The following is a 24,443-nucleotide window of genomic DNA, read 5'->3' on the forward strand; positions in this document are numbered from 1 at the left end:
CATTAATGCGCTAACGTCGGGGGAACTAATTAAACGCACGAGCCAATGTGCCGCTCCCTTGATATTGGTAACTGGTTGCGCTGTGGCAAACGAACGCAGACTCACCGGCTTTCAATTTCACGGCTTTCTCTCCGCACATAATTGATACTTCACCTGTCATGCAGAATAAGATTTCTGCACTTCGAACAAACTGCGAACGGCTTTCTCCTTCAACACACTCAAGTACTTCAAAACCAAAATCGTCGACTGGGATTGCGTAACCTAACTTACCGTCCATTTTAGTCGGCGCCAAACGTAAGTCTTCATGATTGATAGACTCAAATTTGGTGTTATCAATCAGCTCAACCACATCCATGTGCTTAGGTGTTAAACCCGCGCGAAGTACGTTATCTGAGTTCGCCATGATCTCTAAGCCAGTGCCTTGTACATACGCGTGTGGCGTCTCAGCATGCAAGAACATCGCCTCACCCGGCTCTAACTCGATCACGTTAAGAATCAATGGTGAGAACAAGCCGATGTCATCTGAATATTCGTCAACGAAGCTCTTAATCAGATCAAAGGCTTCACGTGCTTTTGCTGTGCGTGGACGTTGTTCCATTGCGATTTTTAGCTCGTTTAACGCGGTTGTTTTCTTTTCTCCAGAAAGGCTCATCACCACAGTAAAGAACTGTTTCAAACCTTGGGATGTTGGGAGAGCTTTAAGCGCGTCTAGATCTTCGTTAAGCGTTACAATGTTCGCCTGTTCAAATAAAGAAATAATTTCTGCAACAGGTCTGAATCCGTTCATCGCTTTGTAGAAAGTCAGCGCGTAAACCAACTCTGGCTTATGGTTGTCGTCGCGGTAGTTTCGGTTCGAAGCACCTAATTCAATACCTAAGTCATTCTCTTTTGAGAAGCCAATCTGTGCTTTATCTCTACGAGGGTGAACCTGTACCGACAGTGCTTTATCAGCTGCCAAAACTTTGAACAAGTAAGGAAGATTACCAAAGCGCTGAACGGTGTAATCACCCAATACTGAGATAGGATCTTTCTTGATCAAATCAGAAAGCAATTCGCCATTCTCAGCAATTTTTGAGCAACCATTTGGGTGAGCACCCATCCAAATTTCAGCTTGTGGCTCGTTGTTTGGATTTTCGATACCAAACAGATCATTCATCGCCACTTGGCTGCCCCAAACATAGTTTTGAATAACGTTATCAAGCTTGAATAGATTAGTTTGCATAGTAATTCTCACTGTTGTCTTTTATTGCTAACTGATCGCCTTTACTTTGCATGGGCGTTGGAGTAGATAAAATTTGTTGGCCTAATTGCAGAGTCGCTGCGACGTTTCGAGAGGTACGAATCAGGTTTTGTTCCGATTCACCAAGCACTTGAGACAAAGACTGAGGAGAACGTACGGTTCCAAACAAGCTAGACATTGAGCCGTAAAGCTTTTCAACCTCTTTACCCAAAGAGCCTGCAATACCAATGGTTGGAATATTCAGTTTTTGAGCGCGCTGAGCTATACCAAAAGGTGTTTTACCTTGCAGGGTTTGGTTGTCCATCTGTCCCTCTCCGGTCAAGACCAGTGAAGCACCTTCAAGAACCTTATCTGCATCCAAAGCATCTAGTACCATCTCAATACCCGCTTTAATTTGGATATTGAATGCCAGACTTAACCCCAAAGGTGTACCGCCAGCCGCACCAAAACCAGCGGTGTCGCGGTGATTAGTACCTGTATGTGTTTGAGCGATATCGGCAAAGTGATCGATCGCAGTATCAAGTTGTTCAACTTGAGCTTGTGAAGCCCCTTTTTGTGGACCAAACACGGCACTTGCTCCGCTTTCGCCACACAGTGGATTATTCACATCACATGCGACCACGAACGTCACTTCTTTGCATCTAGGGTGCAGTCCATCAAGATCGATGCTTGCTAACTGGCTTAACTCGGCGCCGCCACCAGATAGCTCGTTGCCTTTTTTGTCGAATAACTTGCCTCCCAACGCTTGTAAGATGCCAGCACCCGCGTCATTAGTTGCGCTGCCGCCCAGACCAATGATGATTTGTTCAACACCTTGATCTAATGCATCTTTGATCAATAACCCGGTACCAAACGAAGATGCGATTAGCGGTGCTCTTTCTTCTACTGTTAATCGGTCTAAACCCGATGCTTGAGCAAATTCCACCAAAGCAGTTTTTACGTTGTCGCCATCAACTGTCTGTTCTAAAGATGCCCAGTAAGCCGAGCAATCCCGTCCGATTGGATCCGTCGTTAGCAACTGCTGCTTCTTGCCATTGAGCGCCGCTAACAACACATCTACGGTGCCTTCTCCACCATCGGCGAGTGGCATTTTCACAAACTCTGCGTGAGGGAAAACGTCAGCAAATCCGCGCTCAATACAAGACGCTACTTGATGGGCGTCGAGTGATTCTTTAAATGAATCGGGGGCAATTACAATTTTCATTGTCGTTCACCATTCCCGCCCACTAAGGTGAGCGGGTCATTGAAATTAGAATTTGATTTGGAATGTTTTCGCTTGGCAAGATGCCAATTCACCAAAAGATAATTCGCCAAAAGACAAGTCACCAAAGGTTTCAATTGCTACATCACCTTCACGAACGCGCTCGTCCATACTTGTATCTTTCCAGCTTGAAACCGCTTGAGTGAAAGAGATTGAGTCCGATACTGAACCACTTTCTGCTGGGTTGTAGACACGCATGATCAACGCATCTTCGTCTTCAGCTTTCTTAAGCACACTTAATACCGCACCCGCTTGTTGCTTCGATAGCAAGCTGAAGCTCATTGGTAGGTTTTGTTCGCCCACATTCAGCTTCATCGCGTTGTAAGGGATCTTGTTGTAGCATTCGATTTGAGTGACATTGTCACGTGCTTGCGCCATGATGTTCGCGTCAATGTGGTTACCCGAGAAGCCACACAGTGTGAATTCACACACTAACTTGCCGCGCACTTGTGAATCTGGGGTCGGGATCTTGATACCAGAAGGACGCCCCGGACGAAGCAATAGCTCTTCTTTACCCAACACGCCAATACCACGGAATAGTGTCAGTGCGAAGGTATCTCTATTTTCGTCACCTTTAGATGCAATCACTTCAAATTCACGCAGACCATTCGACATAATAGCCATACCCGCTTTGCCGTTTTCTAGCGCAGCAAAGTTCATTAACTGATACACAGGAACCGGTGCTTCTTTCCACTTCTCTTCTTCCCAAACCGCCATTGCAGGGTCATTGGTTGGTCGAGTAATACAACCGAACTGGTTATCTGCTACTACAGTTTCAGAAATAAATGGCGTAGGTACTAATACACGTACACGGTGGTCGTCGGCTTGGTTGTCCAATTCCATACGGACTTCGATGCGGCGAGAACCTTGCTTCAATACCACTTGGCATTGCGCTTCAACGAATCCATTTTGACCCGTGCGTTCTTCACGCTCTGTAAGGTTTGCTGGCACGTTCATGCGGAAAGCGATGTTTGCTACCGATTGGAAACCTTGGTGGTCAATTGATGTTTCTACCGGGAATTCATCAGAGTACAACAGCCACTCTTGACGAGATGGAGAGTAATCGTACTCATCGCCGTCATCAGAACCATCTTCTAAACGAAGTGCTTGGTCGAATACTTGCTCTGTCTCTTTATCGAAAATAGTCAGAGTACCGTTGTCGTTTACATTAATTCGGTAGTATTCGTTCTCTAGCAAGTAGTCTTTCTGCTCTGCGACTTTAACTGCGCCCTTCTCATTACCTTGGATGTGTAACGTGGTGAAACCCATCGCTGGCACAGTGCGTTTGATTTGAATATCAAACTCCATGAAAGGGTCGTAGTTGCCGTAGTGAACGATTTGACGGTCTACTTTACCTGGGTCGATTTGGCGCTTGTCTTGGATGAAGTATTCAACTGGGTTTTCGTTTTCATCAAAGATAGAAAATTCTTGAGCACGGATAGTGATGGTTGTGTTCACCACTTCTTCACGCTCATACGGAGAAAGGTTAAACATCGCCAGTTTGTCGCAACCTTCGCGATCCGGCATATGGTCAACGATTTTACGTTTGTAGAAGTGGATTAGGTTTGTCGCCATGTCGTCCGCAAGGATGTAACGGTTTAGGATTTCAGCGTGTACCTTGTCTGAACAACAGCAACCAATAGAGTCATGAGCATGGTTCTTCATGCTCTCTTTCCACATTTTCTCAATCAAACCGTGGTGATATTCGAAACCTAATGTCCAAGCGATAGACGCTAGAGGTTCTAGGATGTTTACAATCTTGTTTTCGATTTCCGCATGGATCAGTTTGATGTCCATACGTGTTGACGAAATCGTGCGGTGAACACGCATGTATTTACCGTCGTTGAATTCGCCTTTGATTGTGTCGAGTTGGTCGCGCGCTGCTTCTACTTTCTCGAATACTTCTTCAAAGCGACTCATTGAGAACTCGCGATCTGGGTAGATTTCGCGAAGCTTGTCCATTACTTCAAAGATATCTTTTTGAATCGGCATTTGATCGTGGCCGTTCGGTAGCAAGATATCTTTAGTCACCGATGGCTTTTCTAGCACTGGGAAGTACTTATCTAAACGAGCACGCAAGCCTTCTTCGTCTTGTGGAAGGTATTTACCAATCGCGTAACCTAGCGGAAGCACTTGTGCCACCACTTCACTGCCGTCATTAGACTGCCATAAGAATTCTGTTTTGTTTGTGCCATGACGCTCTGAACAACCACGCCAGAACATTGCACGCGTGATGTCGAAGCCGTTGTAGATCATTGGCAGCTGTGAGCTCATGCTGAATGAATCTGGTAGGTAACCAATCTTCATTGCATCGCCAAACTTCATGCAGTCACGAATACCATACATCATGTTACGTACAATTGACTCACCAGAAACTTGCATTGTGTCGGTTTGAGAATACCAAGGGCCAATAATTAACTTGCCCGCTTCAACCAATGCTTTTACGCGCTCTGTGTTTTCTGGTTTGATTGCAAAGTAATCTTCTAGAACGGCGGTTTGACCATCTAGAACGTAATATTTGTATTCTGGATCGCTCTCCAGACGGTTCATGATTTCTTCCATGTTGTTCACAAGAAGAATACGAGACTCTTCTGTTGTGAAATACCATTCACGATCCCAGTGCATGTGAGGAGTAATATGTACGCGTGATGTAGTCATAATCATTTACCTAAATGTGTCGCTTCGAGTAAATCTTAAATTCGAGCTCAAATACGACTAAATTAAATTTTTTCAAGGGGTTAAGATTGGCTGCCACTAAATTTAGGGTGCAGAAAACCACGCCCAGAATCTGTGTGAATAAAACCGCTAGGAGCACAGGTATTTAGGACAGCCAGTTGTTTGTTATTTTTATATATTGATTTCGCAGTGAGTTAGGAGCTAACCCAAAATTCAGTTAGTTCTGTGTTGCAGTACTTGCTTCAAACTTACCCTTTTTTACAGCGTGACCACGCCACATCAGAAGAGTAATCGTTGAAATTACTGTGCCGACAATCGCAGCACCGAACCAGATTGCAGCAGCAGAGAATGCGCCCAAACCAGAATCGTGTAACAAGAAGATAGAGAAGATACCTGCACCCGGAGTCGATAAACCAATACCTGCCGCGCCAACCATTGCACCTGTAACCACAGAGCCTAGTAAGAATGAGCCGATTACACGGATTGGATCTTCAATCGCCATTGGGATTGCACCTTCGGTAATACCCGCAAGGCCAAGTAGCCATGTCGATTTTCCGGTTTCAATCTCAAAGTCTTTGAATAGGCGTGGAGCAATCATGGTTGAAGCCGTTACAGTGAACGCCGATACCATTTTTACTGAACCAAATATTGCGTATGGGCCATAAACACCGTTCGCCATTGCACCTAAGCAGAATGCGTAAGCAGCTTTGTTTACAGGGCCACCTAAGTCGAATGATACAAACAGACCAAGAATCGCACCCAATAACAGCGCATTGGTGCCTGACATACCGTTCAACCAGTCCGTTAGACCTTGGTTTAGGAACGCTACAGGTTTACCGATAACAAACAGCATCAAGCTACCCGCTACCAAAGTACCAATCACAGGGTAAAGGTAGAAAGTAAGGAATCCGTTAAACGCAGGACCTAAGCGAACATGCTCTTTTACCCAACGCATCACATAACCAGCAATCAAACCACCAACAACACCGCCTAGGAAGCCTGAGCCAATGATGTTTGCTGCAATACCCGCGGCAAAACCAGGACCAAGTGCGGGTTTGTCTGCTAATGAGTAAGCTGTGTAAGCCGCCAGTACTGGCACCATCAATGTACCCAGTAGGCCGCCACCTAGTTTGCGATACATCCATAGCCAAGAATCTTTTGTTGCGTAGAGCTCTTGCAGGTCAAAAATTTGCGCGATAAGAACAGCAACCGCAAGAACAGTACCACCAGCAACGATAAGAGGAACCGCGTAAGAAATACCAGAAAGCAGTGCTTGTTTAAGCTCAGTTTTCAACGGCAGTTTTTTCGGTTTGTCATCGGTAGCCATTTTACGTTCTGCACCGTTACCTTTTTTCGACTCTTCAATCGCTTCATTAAGAATGCGTTCACCGTGCTTAATCGGTTCTGCAACTGGGGTTTCAACACGAGGAATGCCATTAAAACGCTCAGATCCTTTAATCGCTACTTCAGCAGCAAACACACACGCCACAGCATTATTAAGTTGTTCCGCAGTTAAGCGATCTTCAATACCGTTTGCGCCCTGCTTTTCAACATGAACCTTGTAGCCAAGCTTTTTGCCGGCTTTTTCTAGGTACTCTGCCGCCATATAGGTATGAGCAATACCTGCAGGGCAAGCAGTAACACATACAATTGTCGGTGCATTTGTATCTAAGTTGTCTTGTTTTTCTTCTTGTTGATTGTCGCCATCAAGAAGCGCAAAGATTTCTTCAGCCGTTGTCGCTTTTAATACCGCTTCGCGAACATCGTCGTCGACCAATGTAGTTGTCAGTGCAGTCAGCAGATGCATGTGGGTAGAACCCGCTTCTGCATTTGGAATCGCAATTAGGAAGATAAGATTTACATCTTCGTCTTCGTCCAAGCCTTTCCATTTCATGTCTTCTTTAAGCGTTGCGACAGCGAAGCCAGCTTCTTTAACCGCGTCAGTCTTGCCGTGCGGTACAGCTAGGCCTTCACCAAGCGCTGTCGGGCCTTGCTCTTCACGAGCAAATACTGCATCAAGATACTCTTGCTTGTTATGCAGTTTGCCTTGCTGATCCAGTTGGTCAGCAAGTGCGTAAATCGCCTCTTCTCGACTGCTAAACGTAGTTTGCAGATTCACGAGCGACTTATTCGTTAGAGTAGTAAGTTTCATAACCTTTGTCCCATAGTCACGGATTAGTACGACAGTCGTCCCTGTCGACGAGAAGAATAATACAACTTCAAGACATTTAATCCGTGATCACGATCTCACCAATACATATTTGTATTTAATTTGTATTTAAATCGTATTGGTAAATCCTTTAAGAAAGCTTGTTATGTATCGTTTAATTTGTATTATATGTACTACAAAACGCCGATACGACGCTCACACTAACCTTTAAAACAAGGCTTATATAGAGCAAATTTACGTATTTAAGGTACAGGTTGTTAATCAAAGTCTAGTTGTTCTAGCGCACAAACGAGGCAAAAATGGCAAGACTCCCGATGTATCGCCAAATCGCAGATGCAATAAGAGAAAAGATCAGTTCTGGTGAGTATAAGGTTGGAGAAGCACTCCCAACAGAAGCGCAACTGCGTGAAGTTTTTTCTGTAAGCCGTGTAACGGTTAGACAAGCGCTCAAGCTCCTGATCGAAAATGATGAACTCGAAAGCGTTCAAGGCAGCGGCACTTATGTCAAAGAGAACAAAATCAATTACGACATTTACAAACAGTCGAGCTTTCAAGAAAAGTGGGCGCATTTGGATGTGGTTACACACAGTGATGTTCTAGCCTTTGAAATGAAGCCCTGTTCTTTGGCGATGTCTGAACATCTAGATATTAAAGAAGGCGAATTAGTTTTCTACGTAAAGCGTGTTCGCTTCATAGACAACAATCCAATCACGGTTGAAGAAACTTGGTTACCTGTTGCCCTATTCCCAGATCTCACCTATCAAGTGATGCAGACATCAAAGTACGACTTTATTGAGAACACCAAAGGCATGGTGATTGATAGAAGTGAGCAAGAACTGGTGCCGATTCTTCCGCCTGAAGACGTTGCTAAACAGTTAGGGATTGACCCAACTCAGCCTATCATTGAAAAACGTACTCGAGGTTACCTCGCCAATAACACGGTGTTCGAGTACAGCCGTAACTACTTCACATCTAACGATTACAGATTTACTTTGGTCGCAAGACGCCAGAGATAATACTCATCAGCAAGTTTCTATAACAGTAGATGACCAACACAGAGAGCGCCTTGTTCTCTGTGTTTCTGTGCTGTTATCTCAATCATAAACCTAACTTTCTCCCCAAAATATTCCTAAACCAATATCAAGCAACCTCACGAAAGATCATTCACGTTCATTTAAATACTGTTCGCGCACTTTGAACATAAACTAAGCGCCAAATGACAAGAACAACAGTCGACAGGAATGTAGATGAATACCAAACAACTTGAGGACGCTGTAAGTGAAGTGACCTTGTTCAACCAGCACCTGCACTTAATCCAATCCGTGCATACCATTCCGACCCCAAAAATGAATTGGGAGTCGATTGCGATAGAACCTGCACCAGTAATGCCAACAGTTCGATTCGATCATAAAGTCAAAGCCATAGAAGCGCTTGATGAATACAAACCATACTGGCTAGATATTCTGTTGGGTAACAAGTCTAAGTTTCACACCCTCACAAGCAATGTCGAGCGAGCAGCAGAAAAAGACATAGAGCAATATAAAACGGAATTTGTACATTGGGTTCAGAACTACAGCTACTGGGTAAAAAGCAATCAGTTATCGAAAGGCGTTTTGAATAACGATAGCCAAGCAAAGTTGTCTGCCCTTTCTAAAGCTCAGCAAAACCTGATGAACGTAGCGGTGGTCGACACCAAACTGATTAACCATAACTTCAATACCTATAAGAATGGTCACCTGTTAGAAATCAACATTCAGGTTAATAAGCACAACGTGATCCCTAAAGAAAAAAAGGTATTGTGCCAAGGCGAAGTAAAGCTTGAAACGATGTCTCTTTATGAAAGCAATACCTTATATCGTGAGTACGTGTGCAGCTGTATTCTTAAATGTGCGCAAGATGCTTTCAATGTCTTACCCGAGACGAGCGTCTTGGTCAACGTTGAACAGATTTCAGCAGATCAATCGAGCGAAACCATCGTTTCATGCCATGTAGAACAAGGACTACTCGAGTTCTTATTAATCGAAGACGATAAACCCTCTGAGACACTTGAATTCTTTGTCCACATTGAAGATTTTAATCCTCATCGAGGTAATGGGTTCTCAGCGATAAAAACGATCTTTTCGCCTTTGCCTATTGCGTCGTAACTCACTCGCATTTTCGATTCAATCATTGACGACTCTTCACGACTAACCTTGCGTTCATCGTGTTCAATCACCTTATATACCAAACCATTATGTCGACACACGCTATCTCACAAACAACGCGCCCATTAACCAACACAGTTTCATACACACGATCCTTAATAAAGCTACCTTTAGTTCTAATCGCTATCTCTATGCCCGTATTTGCCGAAGAAGTTGAAGAAGTAGAACTCGAGGGCGACATCGTATTAAGCGAAGGTTCTGACTTACAAGAAGAAGCTCAAGCATCCCCTTTTACAACCCTGACCAAACTCGGGTTTATCTACTCACAAAACACCAGCTCATCTTTGTCGATCAACTCTGGAATCTCTGTTGGATACAAAAAAGAGAACTGGGGCCAACGAGTTCAGTTTGATACCTACTATACCGATGCTGAAAACGATGAAGACGGCACCAATCGCTATACCACCAACTATGGCATCAGCTATGACTTGAACGAAGTCACCTATTTGGTCGCGACAACACGTTTTGAACACGACCACTTTGGTACTTATCGTAAGCAATTTATAACGGCTACAGGATTGGGTCGCCACTTTTATGATACTGAAAGAATCAAACTTCAAGGCTCTGCTGGTCCGGGTTACCGAATCAGTCAACGGCAATCCTCCGATGAAGAGTTCCCGAACAAAGAGAACTATGAACTGATCGTGAATGCCAGTGTTGATGGCTCTCTGACGATCACAGAAACGTTTTCTATGGGGGCAACGGCTAACATGGCTTACGGTGAAGAGAACACCAATTACAACCTCAAAGGCTATCTAAAGAACATATTGATGGGCAATTTAGCTCTGACTTTTGATACCGAATACATCTACAACACCACTGTCGCATCAGACCAAAGTAACGCCGAAATCTACAGCTCAATGAACCTCAACTACGATTTCTAAATTACGCTTCCCCATCGAACATGCAAAAGGATTTGCATGATCGTTCAGAGAATCATTACTAAGCCGTATACGAAAACCAACCTCATTGACTCTAGCTCTAGCTCCATAACTAGAAAAATTGTATTGAGATGTGTTTTTGGGATCGGTAGCTCAAAGCTCTGTCAACAAAATGTAAAACCGCTCTTTAGCCAATGAAAACCTCATGGTTTATCGATAAAGTTTGCTCACCTTTTGTATTACAAATTATTTTTATGTTCAACTATCAACAACCTTTAAAATACCTCAAAGTTGCTGCGTTTATCTCTAGTGGATTATTACTCGCTGGCTGTGAAGCTAATGCTAAAAGCGAACAAGCAGAGCTTAAAACATGCACAGATTGCAATTGGAACATCGAGCAATGGAAAATCACCCTTCCAGTCAGTGGTGACGATTACTACAACAATGGCCGTAGCAGCGCAGCCGAGCTCATTCCCCAAGAATGTAATGGTAAAGAGTACTTAACCAACGACACTCATCTTCCTTGGTTCTCTCGTGAGTCTGTTAATGGCGAAGAACGTCTAAAATTCACCGTTGATCTTGGTGGTCAAGTTTCAACTACAGCAAACACAAAATACGCTCGTTCGGAACTTCGTGAATTGTATAAGTTCAATACCGAAAATCGATGCAGCACTAAAGACCAAAACTGGGCGGTAACAGGGACACATGAACTTAAAGCGACAGTGAGCGTTGATCAGTTCCCGAATAAAGACGTGACAGGCAGTGACCCAAAAGTCGTTCTCGGCCAAATTCATGGTAAAGACATTAAACAAGCGCTAGTGAAATTGCAGTGGGATGGTGAAAATAAGCCGGTACGTGTTGTTCTGAACGATTCATTTCTACCAGGAAACAAAATGTGTAGCGACTGTCAGCCATTCAGTGTCAACCTAGGAGTCGCACCTGCAAACCTAGATTGGGATTACACGATTCGCCTCGATGAGCAAGGTATTTACCTTTCAACACTCATTAATGACGAATTATCAGAGCGCTTCTTACCTTGGGGCATCGAAACAGAAGATCGTGATGGTAACAAGGTTACGTTGTCAAAAGCATGGTTAAAGGAAGAGTACTACTTTAAAGCCGGTCTTTACGCCCAAATAAAGCCTTCAAGAGAGTTTGCTGGTCAAGTATTCTCGGTTAGCTTTTCGAAGATCAATATTGATCATAGATAGAATGTCACCCCATCAGTTGTGTCTAAAATCACTACTGATACTTGAAAACGGCGTGTGGGTATCTCATCCATACGCTGTTTTATCACTGATACGCCCACGACATCGCAACTCGCTAAGTTAAACTTGCGTTCAAATGACCTCGCCTAAGCAAGGACTGAAAGCTTCTTAAAGTAACCCCTCCTTCACGCTGATTATATAGAAAACGTTAATTCTGTTTTGCCCAGCGGCCCGTTTATCTACAAACCTTGGTGTAATAGATTGGTTGCAAGCAAACAAAAGGAGCGAACACATTATGTTATCTAATCAACTAGAGCGCGCACGTGCCATCGATTTACCAACACGAGAAGCGATGCTTCAACGAGCTCCTTCTGTACAACAGTTTTGGGACAACAATAAGGGCTTGTTCAGCGAGGCTTGGAAAGAATGGGAAGCAAGCGCGGAAGGCAGTCAATTGGGTTTCGACGATTCGCTGTTAGATGCCCGCCTGCGTGAAGCTGTTAGAGAAGCTTGGCAAGATCCAGAGAAAGAAATCGCGGTAAAAGACTTACTCGAAGAGATCTCTCCTGGGGTGTTTAAGTTTCAGTTCTTTGATGCTGAACGTCTCGCTGAGTTGCGTGATTACTTGGAAGCGGTCTCTAACGCTCAAATCCCGCTGCGCCCACCATACGGCATAGTGCTTAACCGTGGTGGAGCAATGTTAGACAGCCGATCTGAAGGTTATTTAGCCGCGCCAAGTTTCCAAGCGTTTTACCGAGATTTACTCGACAGTTACATGCGCCCTATCGCTCGCTTATTGTTCCCTGAAATCATGGGTTACGATACGCAAACTTTTGGGTTCTCGATTCAGTATCAAGCGAACAAAGATACCTCTTTACGCCTGCATACTGATGCGTCTTCTGTCACGCTCAACATTAATATAAATATGCCAGATGAAGAGTTTTCAGGGTCAGAACTTAACTTTTATGATCCTGCTACAGGTAAGATGAACGAAACGACATTCACACCCGGTGTCGCTATGATTCATCGAGGAAACGTTGCCCATGCGGCACTGCCGATAACAAGTGGTGAACGTTCAAACTTGGTATTGTGGTTGTATGGCGATCGTGGACAAATACCACACCACAATTCGTCATTAGAGCCTATAAATGCGCATCAACGCTGGACGATACCAACCGCGGTACATGATAATTTTGCACCGTTCTAGGCGATTTTGAACAGTTCTAGACAGCTTCGCACCATGTTAAATGATACAAACTCTCCTAACCATTCACTGCAATTGAGAGAATAAATACAAACGCGCCCACCATGGCCATGGTAGGCGCGTTTTAGTTTTCACTTCAATTAACTGGTCAATCTATATGGCGAGTTATGCGGGTTTCGTTCTCAACCGAGTCAGTATGTCCATCTGTTTTAGATTCGCCATACCAACGTAAGCCACTGGCACTAAGAACAGTGAGAAGAAGGTTCCGGCTGTCAAACCGCCGACTAATACCAAACCAATATTGATTCGACCTAAGGAACCCGGGCCATCCGCCAATGCCAATGGCAATGAACCGAGGATCATCGTCAGTGAGGTCATCAAAATTGGACGTAACCTTGAACGCGCACTGCTGATCGCCGCTTCTTTCGCACTCGCGCCAGATTTACGTTTCTCGTTGGCAAACTCCACCAGCAAAATACCGTGTTTGGTCACGAGACCAACCAGTGTCAGCAATCCTATCTTCGAGTAAATATTCAGGCTTTGACCAAATACCGAAAGCGTCAAAATCGCGCCCACAATACACAATGGAACCGTCAGCAAGATTATCATTGGGTCAACAAAGCTTTCAAACTGCGCCGCCAAGATCAAGAAGATGAAAATCAACGCCAATACGAACTGCACTTGTGCGCCCGCGGTTGAATCAACCAGATCTTTAACTACACCATTGAACTCGTAGCTCTGAGCAGGTTTCAACAGGCTTGGTACCGTGTCATCAATGTATGCCTTCACGTCGCTCGCCGTATATCCGGGCATCAAGTCCGCGGTGATTTCAGCGCTGTCTTTACCCATGAACGTCTTGAAATTAGATTCCGACGTCACTTGTTTAATCGATACAAACTGAGATAAAGGAAGCCTTTGACCCGACTGTGAATCCACATACAGCTTATCGAGCACCTTGAAATCACCAAGATCACTTCGGTTCACTTGAGCTTGAATCGGGTATGTATAACCGTCGTCCGCTTGCAAATCTGCGGCTTTAACAGAACCAAGGAACGTCGATAACGCATTGGTTACGTTACCGTAATCAACACCAGACAATACAATCGCATTGCGATCAATCGACAAGTCATAACGTAACTGGTCACGCAGCATTGAGTTCTTAATGTTGGTCACGCCCTCGTAATCCTCAAGCGCCTTAACGACTTCGCTCGCGGTTTCAGACAACACAGTGGTATCACGGTTAACCGTCGTCAGTTCAAGGATCATGTTGGTTGCAATGTTCAAGTTATCTGCTGAGCGAACCTTGAAGGACATGCCGTAAGCAGAGACTGAACTTTGTGCCTTAGCGATAAACTCGTTTACCAATTCATCAGCTGACTGATCACGCTCGCCCCATGATTTCAATAAAACGTGATTGGTCGGAGTCCCTTCGATGTAAGATAAATTCGCTTCTACTGAACTATCACCTTTGAACACATTGTTAAGTTCCGCGTTGTTATCTAGATGGTATTGACGGCCAACACCTGTTGGTGGTGTAGAGGTCACCTCAACAAAACCGGTATCTTCCGTTGGAAGCAATACTTGAGGCATTTTCCAAACCGCTAAGGCCGATAAAGCGATCAGCATTAAAGCAATACCACTCATCAGAGCCTTACGATCAAACCATTTGCCTAGCTCTTTGGTGTATAAATCCGATAACATATTCAGTTTCGCATCAACTTTTTGATACCACTTCGCCGGGGTTGATACCGGCTTCATTAAGTAAGCACTCATCATTGGTGAGAGCGTTAACGCCACAAACCCAGAGATGATCACCGCTGCTGCAAGCGTGAACGCGAACTGCCTGAATAGATCGGCGGTTAGGCCTGCCATCAAGCCAATTGGTAAGTAAACAACCGCCAAAGTCAGCGTCATCGCAATCACTGGAAAGACGATCTCTCGACACCCTTTAATTGCAGCATTGAACGGCGTTTCACCCTCTTCGATATGACGGTAGCAGTTTTCAGCCACAACAATCGCATCATCAACCACCAAACCAATGGCGAGAATGATAGCGAGAATCGTCAGTACGTTGATACTAAACCCAAGTAAATGCATGACGGCAAATACGCCTATCACACACACCGGGATGGTGATGATCGGAATTGAAGCGACTCGAAAAGAGCCAAGGAATAGAACCACCACTGCTGAAACCAAAACAATCGCTTCAACTAAAGTCATGAAGCCTTCATCAATTGCAGCTTTAATGAAATCCGCTTGGTTGTAGACCATCTTCATCTCAATGCCTTCTGGCAACTGAGGCTGAATCACATCGATTTGTTTCTTAACTTTATTCGCTACTGTGACTGGGTTTTCACTTTTTAGCGGTAACACCTGAATCGACATTGCTAAGTTGTCATCGACTCGAAGAATACTCGGGGTTAAGCTTTCTTCTCCCATTTTAACTTCTGCAATATCGCCGACACGAATGATCTTGCCGTCATCAACACGGACCACCAAGTCTCGTACATCATCAACACTGGTCACTTGATTGACTGGGTTGATTGAGAAATCTCTTACCTGACCTTTGATGGTACCCGCTGTAAACGTCGCATTGTATGAACTTAATGTACCTACCACGTCTGATGCGCTCATATTGAGCGCCATCATGCGATCCGGTTGCAACCAAACTCGCACCGCTTTTTCGCTGCCACCATACGGTCCCCAAATGCCACCCACACCTTGAATATGCTTAAATTGAGGCACTACTTGCTGGCTAATGTAGTCGTACATATCTTGCTTAGACATCTTGCCAGTATTCACAAACGTGATGATGTTACTCGGCATACTGGTGTCAGAAGAGTCATCCGTGACCGTTGGCTTATCCGTCATACTTGGCGGGAAATCACCAATCGCTTCCACGCTGCTGCGCAGGTTGTTCATCAAACTGGTGTATTCGACGTCATCAATGTCATCTTCAAAGATGATTTTTAGATTACACGTGCCCTCCTGACAGTCCGTCGTCATGGTTTTCACACTGTCGAGGCCGGTTGCAGCAGTAATCAGTTTGTCGGCCACATTGCGCGACATAAATTCAGCGCTCGCGCCATTGATCGCAGCCGTTACCGTGGCTGAAGGTGTTTTATGTTCAGGGAAATATTGGATCGATAGTTTCTGAAATGACAGCAGGCCAAATAAGACAATTGCGATACTCAGAACTGACGCAAACACAGGGTGCTTAATACAAATCTCAGGAAGCTTCATTCAGATTCTCCTTCGCTACAGCTTCCTTGCTTAGTGTGTCCTTACTGTGAGTTTCCTTGCTGTGAGTTTCCTTGCTGTGAGTTTCGCTCGATGAATCCTCAACAGTCGCACGGGTCTCTGCTTGCTCGCTGTTTTCCTTGATCGCTTCGTCTACACCTTTCGATGCTTCCGTCCAATCAACCGAGGGTTCAATCGGATGTGGTTCAGGTACTAGCTCAACGGTTTTCTGCTCAGCATTTGGGTTCATGACCTTAACCAACGACGCTTTCTTGAGGTTCTGCTGTCCCGTCACCACGACGTCATTGCCAAGCTTCAAGCCTTTCTCTACAACAACGTAACCATCGTTAGTATTCACACCTAATTCGACAATGCGTTGCTCGATTTTTTCACCATTCACAACCCAAACAAAACGCTCTGTATCTTTGGCTTGAACGGAGTTTTGAGAAACCACCATCTGCGTTGAATCTTCGCTGGTCATCTGACTTACTTTAGCAAACATACCCGGAACTAAGCGATGCTCTGGGTTAGTCACGTGCGCGTGCACCTCTACACGGCCTGAGCTCTCGTCCACTGCTGGCGCAATGTAATCCACCACACCAGAAAACGCTTCATCGATAAATGCATCAACTTGTATGGATACATTCTGCCCTAGTTTTGCGTTACCCAAGTCAGACTGTCCAATTGAATACTGAACTTCGACAGGATCGAGTTTGATCAAACTCACCAACGCAGTTGAGCTATCAATCTTACTACCCACTGAGTGGGTAAAATTTGTTAGCTGCCCATCAAATGGCGCAACCAACAAATAGTCATTCATCAGCGCTTCTTTCTGACGAAAATCAGCAGCGGCTAGGTTCGCCTGTTCGCCCAGTTCTTCCACATCTTGTTGAGACATCGAGTCAGGCTGTTTCTTTAGTAATTCTTGTACACGCTTTAATTTCGACTTTGCTAACGCTAGAGAGCTTCTTGCTTTGTCTAAATCGGCTTTCGCTTTGGTATTGTCCAACTGGGCGATCAGTTCGCCTTTTTTAACTGGATCTCCATCTTTGAAATGGATATTAAGAATTTTGTCGGAGGCACTAAATGTCAATGCAGCAGAATCCGTTGCCCTGATTTTGCCAACCTCGTTGATTGAAGAAGTGAAGGCTTGTTTGTGCGCTTTTTCGATAGTCACAGGAATTAAGTTTGAGTCTTGGGCAAACGATGGAGAGATATGTAAGGCAAACAGTGCCAAACAGATTGTTTTACTAAGCTTTGTAAATTTCATTTTTAATAACCATAACCGTTGAATTCGTCTGAATTAAAACGTTTTTCTAAGCAGCTATTTCTTACTTAATGAGCTTCCAGCTATTTAAATAATGCTAAAACAGCTAATAATGAGAAAAGGGCTCAACTCACTGTCGAGCCCTGCAATTTTTATATGATTCCTAAATTTTTACGTTCTGAACTCCAAAGTAAAAGTTAAAAACGATGCTGATACTGAACACCGATCAAGAGAGCATCGGCAGTCACATCAGCAGTTATATTGGAACTCGTTCCTGGGATCGTCGTCAGGCTTTCGTCAATATCTTGTGATTCTCCGATGATAAATCCGACACCAATGTCCACAGAACTGGCAGCCGTGAAGTTATATGTCCCTCCGACCGTGAGCCAATGACGGTTAACATCAGGAATTGATAACGATGTAAGTTCATCAGTTGGGGAAATGTCGTACATATAACCCGCTCGTAGAACGATGTCTTTCGACATGGTGTACGTACCACCGACAGAAATATGCCCTGCATCTTTCCATTGATACTCTTTAATTGAGTCGTCATAAGAGTCAGATGTTAGCGAGTCAAATTCAGACCAGTTCACCCACTGCAGGCTGTAGTGAAAAGCCCACTGTTCGTTGAGCTGGTGCCAACCGGAAAACTCTAGAGTGTCAGGTAACGGTACATTCATCTTGTCGGCAGGGACACCACCTTTAGTAATGTCACCTTCCACTTCGATATCTGGGCTGTAACGGTAGGTAATACCAAATCTATTGCGTTCATTAACCTGATAAGTCATACCAACATTAGCCCCCAAACCGAAACCATCGGCATCTACGTTTAACAAGTTTTGGCGGTATATTTCGCCCTCACCGTAAATAACATCTAGCCCTATGCCCAAATTGATTTTTTTAGACAACTCGTAAGCCACAGCGAAACCCACATTGATACTGGAAAGCGCCGTTTTTCCTCCAAACTCATCCGCTTCGAACGAGTTATCAAATTCTACGTCGGTACCAAAATTAGAGTGCACCGTCGCCCCCAGAGTGAACTTAGAACCTTCGATTGGATGTACATAATGAATGTTCGGAACTAATGTCCCTGCGTCTAATGATTGGTCATCTAACATTTCAGTATCACCAATCATTGGTGTGTAGCTAACGCTAGACACATCAATACCACTATCGATATAGATAGCGCCGACAGAGAGTGTTGGTTGCTCGATGTAAGCCATCGCAGCGCTGTTTTTAGCAACAATTGCCGCGCTATCTGCCATCACTGCATCACCGGCGAATGCACGACCTAACCCGGTTGCAGACTGCGCGTTAAGTTGAAAGCCAGCCGCATTAGTCAGGCAAGGGACAAGAGCAGCGGCAGTGCTCAGTAAGAATTTATTCTTCATCTTGAGGCACCTCGGTTTCGATGTGATCTTCGTTATTAATGACGACTACTGCACCGTCACTCATTACCATAGAAGCAACGGCAATTTGTTGAGTGTCCACCGCTTCACGAACGTCTGACATGTTTTCACCTGGTGTGCCCGGTAAGCCATTTTCATCAACGGGACCTTCATAGGGGAACAGATACGTACCATGCCCGCCGGTTGTGGTTCGTACTGCTCCACGCTTTTCATTAATATTTTCTGATGTGCCTGTTATTGGGTCTAAGCCAAGCGCAGTAATCAGTGGTTCAGTACCAGTACGAATGTTACCTGGCGCGGTATTGGGAATTACGCTATCTGGGACATAGTCAACACCAACGTCACAAGTCTCCCCGCAATCTCCAACGGCAGCTAACAAAAGAGTTGGCTGCTCAGCAGCGACTTGGCGAGAGATAAAGCTCGCAGGGTCAGCACTATCAATTGTTGCTTGGACCCCTTGTTTAAGGTCTGTCACAACCAAATCGAAGATGTCATCCTCTAGCTGACTAACAAGCAGCGCGTTATCTGTTGAAAGTGCGACAAAATCACGAAGCGCTTCAATGCACTGCTGATTCGTTGCTTCTGTTGTACATGTATCTGGTATCACCGTTTCAGCAATGCCGCGCTGAACATCTGGGGATTTCTTAACCCCTTCTGACATTTCAGGGCCTAAGGTTTGAGAGGACAGAACCAAGTTAGTTAGCCCCTGTCCCGGAACAACAAAGTTTACAGTGTTGAAAGTAAAGTCTGAGTTAGCCGTAAGTGCTCGAGACGCTTGACTGAATTCACTTACCATCACCGACATGATTCCTCCCAACGATTGCCCAATTAGATGAACGTTATTGTTATCAACCCAACCTTCTTGGCTCAACGCATAGCGTAGACCCAAAAAATCAGAAACAGACTGCTGGAGGTTAGAACGAAGCGCTAAAGGGGAATCAATATTGATGAAGAAGGCTTTGTTTGCTCGGGCACTAATTTCCACGTGCTCAGGGCTTGAGTCATAACGTATCCGCTCACCGTGATATGGCATATCGATCGCAACCACGGCATAACCTTTATCAGTATATTCCGCAGCCATTAAAGAAGCAGTGCCGCGCTCTGCTGTAACACCATGAATAAAAATAGCGACAGGTAACTCTATAAAACTATTCCAGTTAAACTCTTTTGGTACGTATATATCTGCCGTCATCTCAAGGTCTTCTGTTTTTTGAGGCATTGGATTCTCCGCAGTTGGAAAACTACCGGAAGTGTTGGTAATCCATTCATACAGTGGTGGGCAATTTTCTTTCGGGTCAAATTCATCGACGATACATTCCGCCTCCCTCTCTTTTGTAAAAGGTAAGTACGACGGAATTTTTAGCACTTTTGTATACAGGTTATATCCCCGCTTTTCCTCTACAATTACAAGCTCTTCTTGGGTGAATGAACTACCATATTGCAGATGGTTTCTTTTCATTGCATCTAGCGACGAATACGAACTCTGTGTTTTAAACTGCGCAGCATAAACGGGAATACCTTTCTCTGGATTTAACGCATAATATGATTCAATAGCACTCAATACTTGATCTTGAAGGACTTCTTCTTTTTCGTTATTTAATGGGACGTCTGAATAAATCAACTCATCAAAACTGGCATCTGCTTTTAAAGGCTCATTAAATTCAGTTTTTACCCCGTCAGTAACAACGATCGAATAAGTCGTCCCCTCTTTTAATCCTGATTCGCACTGAATAATTATATTGGAACCATCGGCCGATATTTGAGTGTCAACTTCATCACCTGTTATTTCATCAATTAATACAACATTCCCGGCTAAGGTTTCGTTATTGAGTGGATAACGTTTATCAGAATTAACACTTTTTAGAGGAATCAAAATCGGTTCTGCACAAAGTCCCCAACCGTCTAGGGCTGCGTATGAGTTGTTGTAGTCCTGATAATACGCGTCGTTAGTCGATGACATTACGACAACGTCTTCACCGACACCGGATATTGTTCCATCCTCGTCATACCCATAACCATCGTTCGGTTTTGGTAATTCATTAATGTTGTAGGGAACTAATATCAATACGGCATCTTGAGCCGAGTCTTCAGACTGACAGCCGAGTAAGGCAAGCGTAATTAGTCCACATATATACGGCTTATTGAAATCTTTCAAAACAGCTCCTTCGTAGCTTTCGCATTTAACTGGTGTGGTCATGCGATTTATCGTTATTTGAATTGCCGATTGAGTCGGAGGTAAGCTCGACTTTTATTCGTAGAGAGCAAGGCAACACAGAGTTGGAATGACACGTTGATAAAACTACGTAAGAAATTTGAGCAGTTAACCCACACCCACTAAATCAGCGTCACCCGTTAATGATCTAATAGCGACTGGCGGCAAGCACCTGAAACCACATTAAACAACCTCAAAAAGGTTTATAAGGGAATATAAAAAGAGGGATAATCAAACAAATTCAATTATTTAAACATAAAATAAGACAAAGTGAGTGAGTTTATATTTATAGTGGTATTTGTTATATTTAAGTGAGAACGCTTATAACAATGAGAACCCAGATGTCTGCTGAATTTATTATCAATGATGATATACAGGTCAATTTAGAAGAGAGTGAAATCCATCACTTTAAGACAGGTCGTACGTACCCAATAGGTTCTAACGAATCAGAGCTACTTAAGTTTTTTATCTCGAGACCCAATGAGGTGATCACGCGCCAAGTTCTTATTGAACAAGTGTGGGTGTCTAAAGGTATCTACGTTGAAGATGGCAGCCTAATGCAAACCATCTCGATTTGCCGAAAAGCGTTAGAAGATAAAAGGGGGATAATCATCGTCACTGAGCGCGGTAAAGGCTACCGATTTGCAGGACAAGTGACACAAGACAAAGAACGCGCGCTGCGTATAATTCAATCGCAACCAATACAAGAAACGAAACAACCTGAAGACAACACAGCGCCAGAAAGATCACCAACCGCGGCTAAGAAAAAAACAATTAGTGTACTAGCACTGATTGTATTATTTGTAGTGACTGCAGGTTTATCCCATTATCTGTTTTCTTATTTAGATAGAAATAGCCTAGGCGAAGATCTCGTGGGTCAACATTTTATCTCTTGTAAAATCGAATCCGACGAGTTCACTTTTAATGAATTATTCAACGTGACGCTTTACGAATATAAGGGAAGAAAAATCATCATCGATAATTCAGGAAAATCTCTGAGCTTCCCAAGTGAATTTAAAGGAGTGACTTGTGAATAAAGAAAAACAGATCTTCGTTGCAATCGCCATAATCGGTATTATGGCCGGATGGATGACAACCTTTATTCCTCAAAGTTATCTTAAAGGTCATTATTTATCCAACACAGCCTCGGTGGTCAACCCACAAGAAAAAGTCATTTATAATCAAGCTGCCGTTAATATCGAGTTTAAGAAGAATAACAGCTATGAATTGTTATATGTCTCTACGAAAGAAGCTGGCTTTGCGTCGTCAGGTACTTACGTGGTAACCCAACACGACATTTCTTTAGACGAGACTCAACATGAACAAATCATACCAAATAGAGAGCTCACATTTTACGAAAAGGTGATGATCAGTGAAGGTGCAGTGCTTTCTTCAGATGCCATGGCTTATATCCCACTAAATAATGATGAATTATTATTGGTCACTCAGCGCGGAATGATTCACTTCTGTAAAAAAGTGATATGCGCCGACCTGCCCACTTACTCGAATGCAGATCCTGAATTGAACATTAACTAATCGTTTAACTATCAACTATTTCGGTCAGTAGCTGTACTTAAGCCAATACGTTAGGAGCTATGCATTTCCACATCAATTCAACTCTCGCTGAAGCCTACTTAACTTTCCATTCCCAGTAGGCATCAGTTCATAAATTAATCCGATATCATGTAAAAATACACACTTCTTTTTAGTTCTGCACGTTAGGCTCCAAAAGTCATAGATTTATAAATCCACACCTTTGTATACAACTCCTCACTATAAAGGTGATCCAAGTTATATTCTATTGAGATAGATAATTTGTTTATTAACATCTAAACAACAGTAGTTGTTCATGATTTACAACCACAATTAACATCAAAGAAAATGTTTGTCTTAGATCATATCAACCTCAACTATGCCTCGTGCCACAGTGCAGTTTTCTGTACATTCATTGTCATATTCTGAAACACTTTCTTATATTTTTTTAAACTTTGTGGAGATTTCTATGTTAGAGCTCTTGATCGGATTAGTGATTACTATCGCTGTTGGTTACTTTATTGTGAAAGGCTATAAAGCGGCAGGTGTATTACTGACAGCTGGCCTTGCCCTACTTCTTATTACTGGCCTTATAGGTCACACAGTCTTACCCGCTAAGGTCGCTTCAACAGGTAACATGGTTACCGACTCACTAGAATTCGTTAAGTACATGCTTCAGTACCGTGGAGGCGGCCTAGGCATGCAAATCATGCTTCTTTGTGGCTTTGCTTCTTACATGACGCATATCGGCGCAAACAATGTGGTAGTAAAACAATTCTCTAAACCGCTTGCTGCTATCAAATCTCCATACGTACTTCTTGTTGCGGCTTACATCGTAGCGTGTCTAATGTCTCTAGCAGTAAGTTCTGCAACAGGCCTTGGCGTGCTATTGATGGCGACCCTATTCCCAATGATGACGGCAATGGGTATTTCTCGTCCAGCAGCGGTGGCGGTTTGTGCATCACCTGCAGCAATCATTCTTTCACCAACGTCGGGTGATGTGGTTATCGCAGCAGAAAAATCAGGTATGTCTCTTGATGTGTTTGCTGTTCAAACGGTACTGCCTGTTTCAATATGTGCAATCATTGTGATGGCTGGTGCCGCTTTCTTCTGGAACAAGTACCTAGATAAGAAAGAAAACACGCCAATGGAAAAAGTAGACGTTTCAGAAATTGAAACGAATGCGCCGGCTTTTTATGCTGCTCTTCCATTCTTACCTATTTTTGGAGTATTTCTATTCAACGGTCGTACCATTCCGGGCCTTTCACTTGATATCTACACCATCGTAGTAGGTTCAATTTTCGTGGGCGCTGTTATCGATTACGTTGTGAAGAAGTTTGACGGCGAAAAAACACTAGAAGACCTAGATTCTTGCTACCAAGGTATGGCCGAAGCATTTAAAGGCGTAGTAATGCTGTTGGTTGCGGCGGGTGTATTTGCTCAGGGCCTAATGTCTATCGGTGCAATTGATAACCTAATCGGCCTTGCTGAATCAGCTGGCGCTGGCGGTATCGCATTAATGCTTATCCTGACTGGTCTAACAGTTGCTGCTGCTATCGCGACAGGTTCTGGTAACGCGCCATTCTATGCATTCGTAGAACTGGCTCCGTCACTTGCTGCGAAAATGGGCTTGAACCCTGCGTTCCTAATCATCCCAATGCTTCAAGCGTCTAACTTAGGCCGTACAATTTCTCCTGTTTCGGGTGTAATTGTAGCGACTTCTGGCATGGGTAAAATCAGCCCGTTTGAAGTCGTTAAACGTACTTCAGTACCAGTAATCTGTGGTCTTATCACGGTGATCTTCGGTACGCTTGTTCTAGTACCAATGGCAGCTTAATTGTCAGTAAAACAGACATGATTATTTGGATATAAAATGCCCTAATAAAAAGGCGCTGAACTTAGTAAGTTCAGCGCCTTTTTTAATGTCACAGTTCAATA

The 24,443-nt window shown here is 43.9% G+C and carries 16 protein-coding genes; 8 read left to right on the forward strand and 8 right to left on the reverse strand.

From position 1 onward, the window contains the following. Nucleotides 1-25 precede the first annotated feature (25 nt). The 4 genes from manA to mngA form a co-directional block, all read right to left on the reverse strand. A complete protein-coding gene (gene manA / locus ACFI6G_RS08270; protein ID WP_010430016.1) occupies nt 26-1,222 on the reverse strand; it encodes a mannose-6-phosphate isomerase, class I in 1,197 nt (398 codons plus the stop codon). Next, the gene (locus tag ACFI6G_RS08275; protein WP_010430017.1) at nt 1,212-2,444 is read right to left on the reverse strand and encodes a glycerate kinase; all 1,233 of its coding nucleotides are present in this window, start codon (nt 2,442-2,444) and stop codon (nt 1,212-1,214) included. Before ACFI6G_RS08275 ends, manA begins: the two co-directional genes overlap by 11 nt. A gap of 45 nt (nt 2,445-2,489) precedes the next feature. Further along, nucleotides 2,490-5,159 carry a mannosylglycerate hydrolase gene (gene mngB / locus ACFI6G_RS08280; RefSeq protein ID WP_102297745.1) on the reverse strand — a complete coding sequence of 890 codons (2,670 nt, stop codon included), beginning with the start codon at nt 5,157-5,159 and terminating at the stop codon, nt 2,490-2,492. A 235-nt stretch (nt 5,160-5,394) separates the two neighbouring features. After that, nucleotides 5,395-7,329: a PTS 2-O-a-mannosyl-D-glycerate transporter subunit IIABC gene (gene mngA, locus ACFI6G_RS08285; RefSeq protein WP_154724211.1), complete on the reverse strand. Its 1,935-nt coding sequence runs from the start codon at nt 7,327-7,329 to the stop codon at nt 5,395-5,397. A 317-nt stretch (nt 7,330-7,646) separates the two neighbouring features. Between mngA and ACFI6G_RS08290 the strand changes: the two genes are divergently transcribed. From ACFI6G_RS08290 to ACFI6G_RS08310, 5 genes are all read left to right on the forward strand, one after another. Further along, a complete protein-coding gene (locus tag ACFI6G_RS08290; RefSeq protein WP_010430026.1) occupies nt 7,647-8,363 on the forward strand; it encodes a GntR family transcriptional regulator in 717 nt (238 codons plus the stop codon). Nucleotides 8,364-8,594: 231 nt separating this feature from the next. Continuing rightward, complete coding sequence (locus tag ACFI6G_RS08295) at nt 8,595-9,491, forward strand: hypothetical protein (protein WP_010430029.1); 897 nt, start codon at nt 8,595-8,597, stop codon at nt 9,489-9,491. 191 nt (nt 9,492-9,682) lie between these two features. Continuing rightward, nucleotides 9,683-10,435, forward strand: a complete 753-nt coding sequence (locus ACFI6G_RS08300) for a DUF481 domain-containing protein (RefSeq protein WP_010430032.1) — start codon at nt 9,683-9,685, stop codon at nt 10,433-10,435. Between the two features lie 191 nt (nt 10,436-10,626). After that, the gene (locus ACFI6G_RS08305; RefSeq protein WP_016793384.1) at nt 10,627-11,643 is read left to right on the forward strand and encodes a polysaccharide lyase family 7 protein; all 1,017 of its coding nucleotides are present in this window, start codon (nt 10,627-10,629) and stop codon (nt 11,641-11,643) included. 292 nt (nt 11,644-11,935) lie between these two features. Beyond that, nucleotides 11,936-12,847 (forward strand): 2OG-Fe(II) oxygenase family protein, encoded by a 912-nt coding sequence (locus tag ACFI6G_RS08310; RefSeq protein WP_010430038.1) that lies wholly within the window; start codon nt 11,936-11,938, stop codon nt 12,845-12,847. A gap of 162 nt (nt 12,848-13,009) precedes the next feature. Here the strand turns inward: ACFI6G_RS08310 and ACFI6G_RS08315 are convergent, their stop codons facing one another. The 4 genes from ACFI6G_RS08315 to ACFI6G_RS08330 form a co-directional block, all read right to left on the reverse strand. After that, nucleotides 13,010-16,087, reverse strand: coding sequence for an efflux RND transporter permease subunit (locus ACFI6G_RS08315; RefSeq protein ID WP_462710233.1), 3,078 nt, complete (start codon nt 16,085-16,087; stop codon nt 13,010-13,012). Further along, nucleotides 16,074-17,354, reverse strand: coding sequence for an efflux RND transporter periplasmic adaptor subunit (locus ACFI6G_RS08320; RefSeq protein WP_016794625.1), 1,281 nt, complete (start codon nt 17,352-17,354; stop codon nt 16,074-16,076). The genes ACFI6G_RS08315 and ACFI6G_RS08320 overlap by 14 nt, the downstream gene beginning before the upstream one ends. Before the next feature lie 194 nt (nt 17,355-17,548). Next, nucleotides 17,549-18,742 (reverse strand): outer membrane protein transport protein, encoded by a 1,194-nt coding sequence (locus tag ACFI6G_RS08325; protein ID WP_016785302.1) that lies wholly within the window; start codon nt 18,740-18,742, stop codon nt 17,549-17,551. After that, entirely contained in the window at nt 18,732-20,957 is a 2,226-nt protein-coding gene (locus ACFI6G_RS08330) for a lipase (RefSeq protein WP_462710234.1), read from the reverse strand. Before ACFI6G_RS08330 ends, ACFI6G_RS08325 begins: the two co-directional genes overlap by 11 nt. A gap of 356 nt (nt 20,958-21,313) precedes the next feature. Here ACFI6G_RS08330 and ACFI6G_RS08335 point away from each other — a divergent pair, with 356 nt between their 5' ends. The 3 genes from ACFI6G_RS08335 to dcuC all read left to right on the forward strand — a co-directional run bounded on the left by ACFI6G_RS08335 (nt 21,314) and on the right by dcuC (nt 24,342). Then, complete coding sequence (locus ACFI6G_RS08335; RefSeq protein WP_010430057.1) at nt 21,314-22,009, forward strand: winged helix-turn-helix domain-containing protein; 696 nt, start codon at nt 21,314-21,316, stop codon at nt 22,007-22,009. Continuing rightward, nucleotides 22,002-22,508 carry a hypothetical protein gene (locus ACFI6G_RS08340; RefSeq protein WP_010430060.1) on the forward strand — a complete coding sequence of 169 codons (507 nt, stop codon included), beginning with the start codon at nt 22,002-22,004 and terminating at the stop codon, nt 22,506-22,508. Before ACFI6G_RS08335 ends, ACFI6G_RS08340 begins: the two co-directional genes overlap by 8 nt. Nucleotides 22,509-22,974: 466 nt before the next feature. Further along, nucleotides 22,975-24,342: an anaerobic C4-dicarboxylate transporter DcuC gene (gene dcuC, locus ACFI6G_RS08345; RefSeq protein ID WP_016788598.1), complete on the forward strand. Its 1,368-nt coding sequence runs from the start codon at nt 22,975-22,977 to the stop codon at nt 24,340-24,342. Nucleotides 24,343-24,443: the final 101 nt, after the last annotated feature.

This window comes from Vibrio sp. PSi01 (assembly GCF_054960695.1).

What these genes read in the sequence shown, in the direction of transcription:
- manA (WP_010430016.1), bottom strand. Translation starts at nt 1,222, where the DNA reads ATGCAAACTAATCTATTCAAGCTTGATAACGTTATTCAAAACTATGTT.
- ACFI6G_RS08275 (WP_010430017.1), bottom strand. Translation starts at nt 2,444, where the DNA reads ATGAAAATTGTAATTGCCCCCGATTCATTTAAAGAATCACTCGACGCC.
- mngB (WP_102297745.1), bottom strand. Translation starts at nt 5,159, where the DNA reads ATGACTACATCACGCGTACATATTACTCCTCACATGCACTGGGATCGT.
- mngA (WP_154724211.1), bottom strand. Translation starts at nt 7,329, where the DNA reads ATGAAACTTACTACTCTAACGAATAAGTCGCTCGTGAATCTGCAAACT.
- ACFI6G_RS08290 (WP_010430026.1), top strand. Translation starts at nt 7,647, where the DNA reads ATGGCAAGACTCCCGATGTATCGCCAAATCGCAGATGCAATAAGAGAA.
- ACFI6G_RS08295 (WP_010430029.1), top strand. Translation starts at nt 8,595, where the DNA reads ATGAATACCAAACAACTTGAGGACGCTGTAAGTGAAGTGACCTTGTTC.
- ACFI6G_RS08300 (WP_010430032.1), top strand. Translation starts at nt 9,683, where the DNA reads ATGCCCGTATTTGCCGAAGAAGTTGAAGAAGTAGAACTCGAGGGCGAC.
- ACFI6G_RS08305 (WP_016793384.1), top strand. Translation starts at nt 10,627, where the DNA reads ATGAAAACCTCATGGTTTATCGATAAAGTTTGCTCACCTTTTGTATTA.
- ACFI6G_RS08310 (WP_010430038.1), top strand. Translation starts at nt 11,936, where the DNA reads ATGTTATCTAATCAACTAGAGCGCGCACGTGCCATCGATTTACCAACA.
- ACFI6G_RS08315 (WP_462710233.1), bottom strand. Translation starts at nt 16,087, where the DNA reads ATGAAGCTTCCTGAGATTTGTATTAAGCACCCTGTGTTTGCGTCAGTT.
- ACFI6G_RS08320 (WP_016794625.1), bottom strand. Translation starts at nt 17,354, where the DNA reads ATGAAATTTACAAAGCTTAGTAAAACAATCTGTTTGGCACTGTTTGCC.
- ACFI6G_RS08325 (WP_016785302.1), bottom strand. Translation starts at nt 18,742, where the DNA reads ATGAAGAATAAATTCTTACTGAGCACTGCCGCTGCTCTTGTCCCTTGC.
- ACFI6G_RS08330 (WP_462710234.1), bottom strand. Translation starts at nt 20,957, where the DNA reads ATGACCACACCAGTTAAATGCGAAAGCTACGAAGGAGCTGTTTTGAAA.
- ACFI6G_RS08335 (WP_010430057.1), top strand. Translation starts at nt 21,314, where the DNA reads ATGTCTGCTGAATTTATTATCAATGATGATATACAGGTCAATTTAGAA.
- dcuC (WP_016788598.1), top strand. Translation starts at nt 22,975, where the DNA reads ATGTTAGAGCTCTTGATCGGATTAGTGATTACTATCGCTGTTGGTTAC.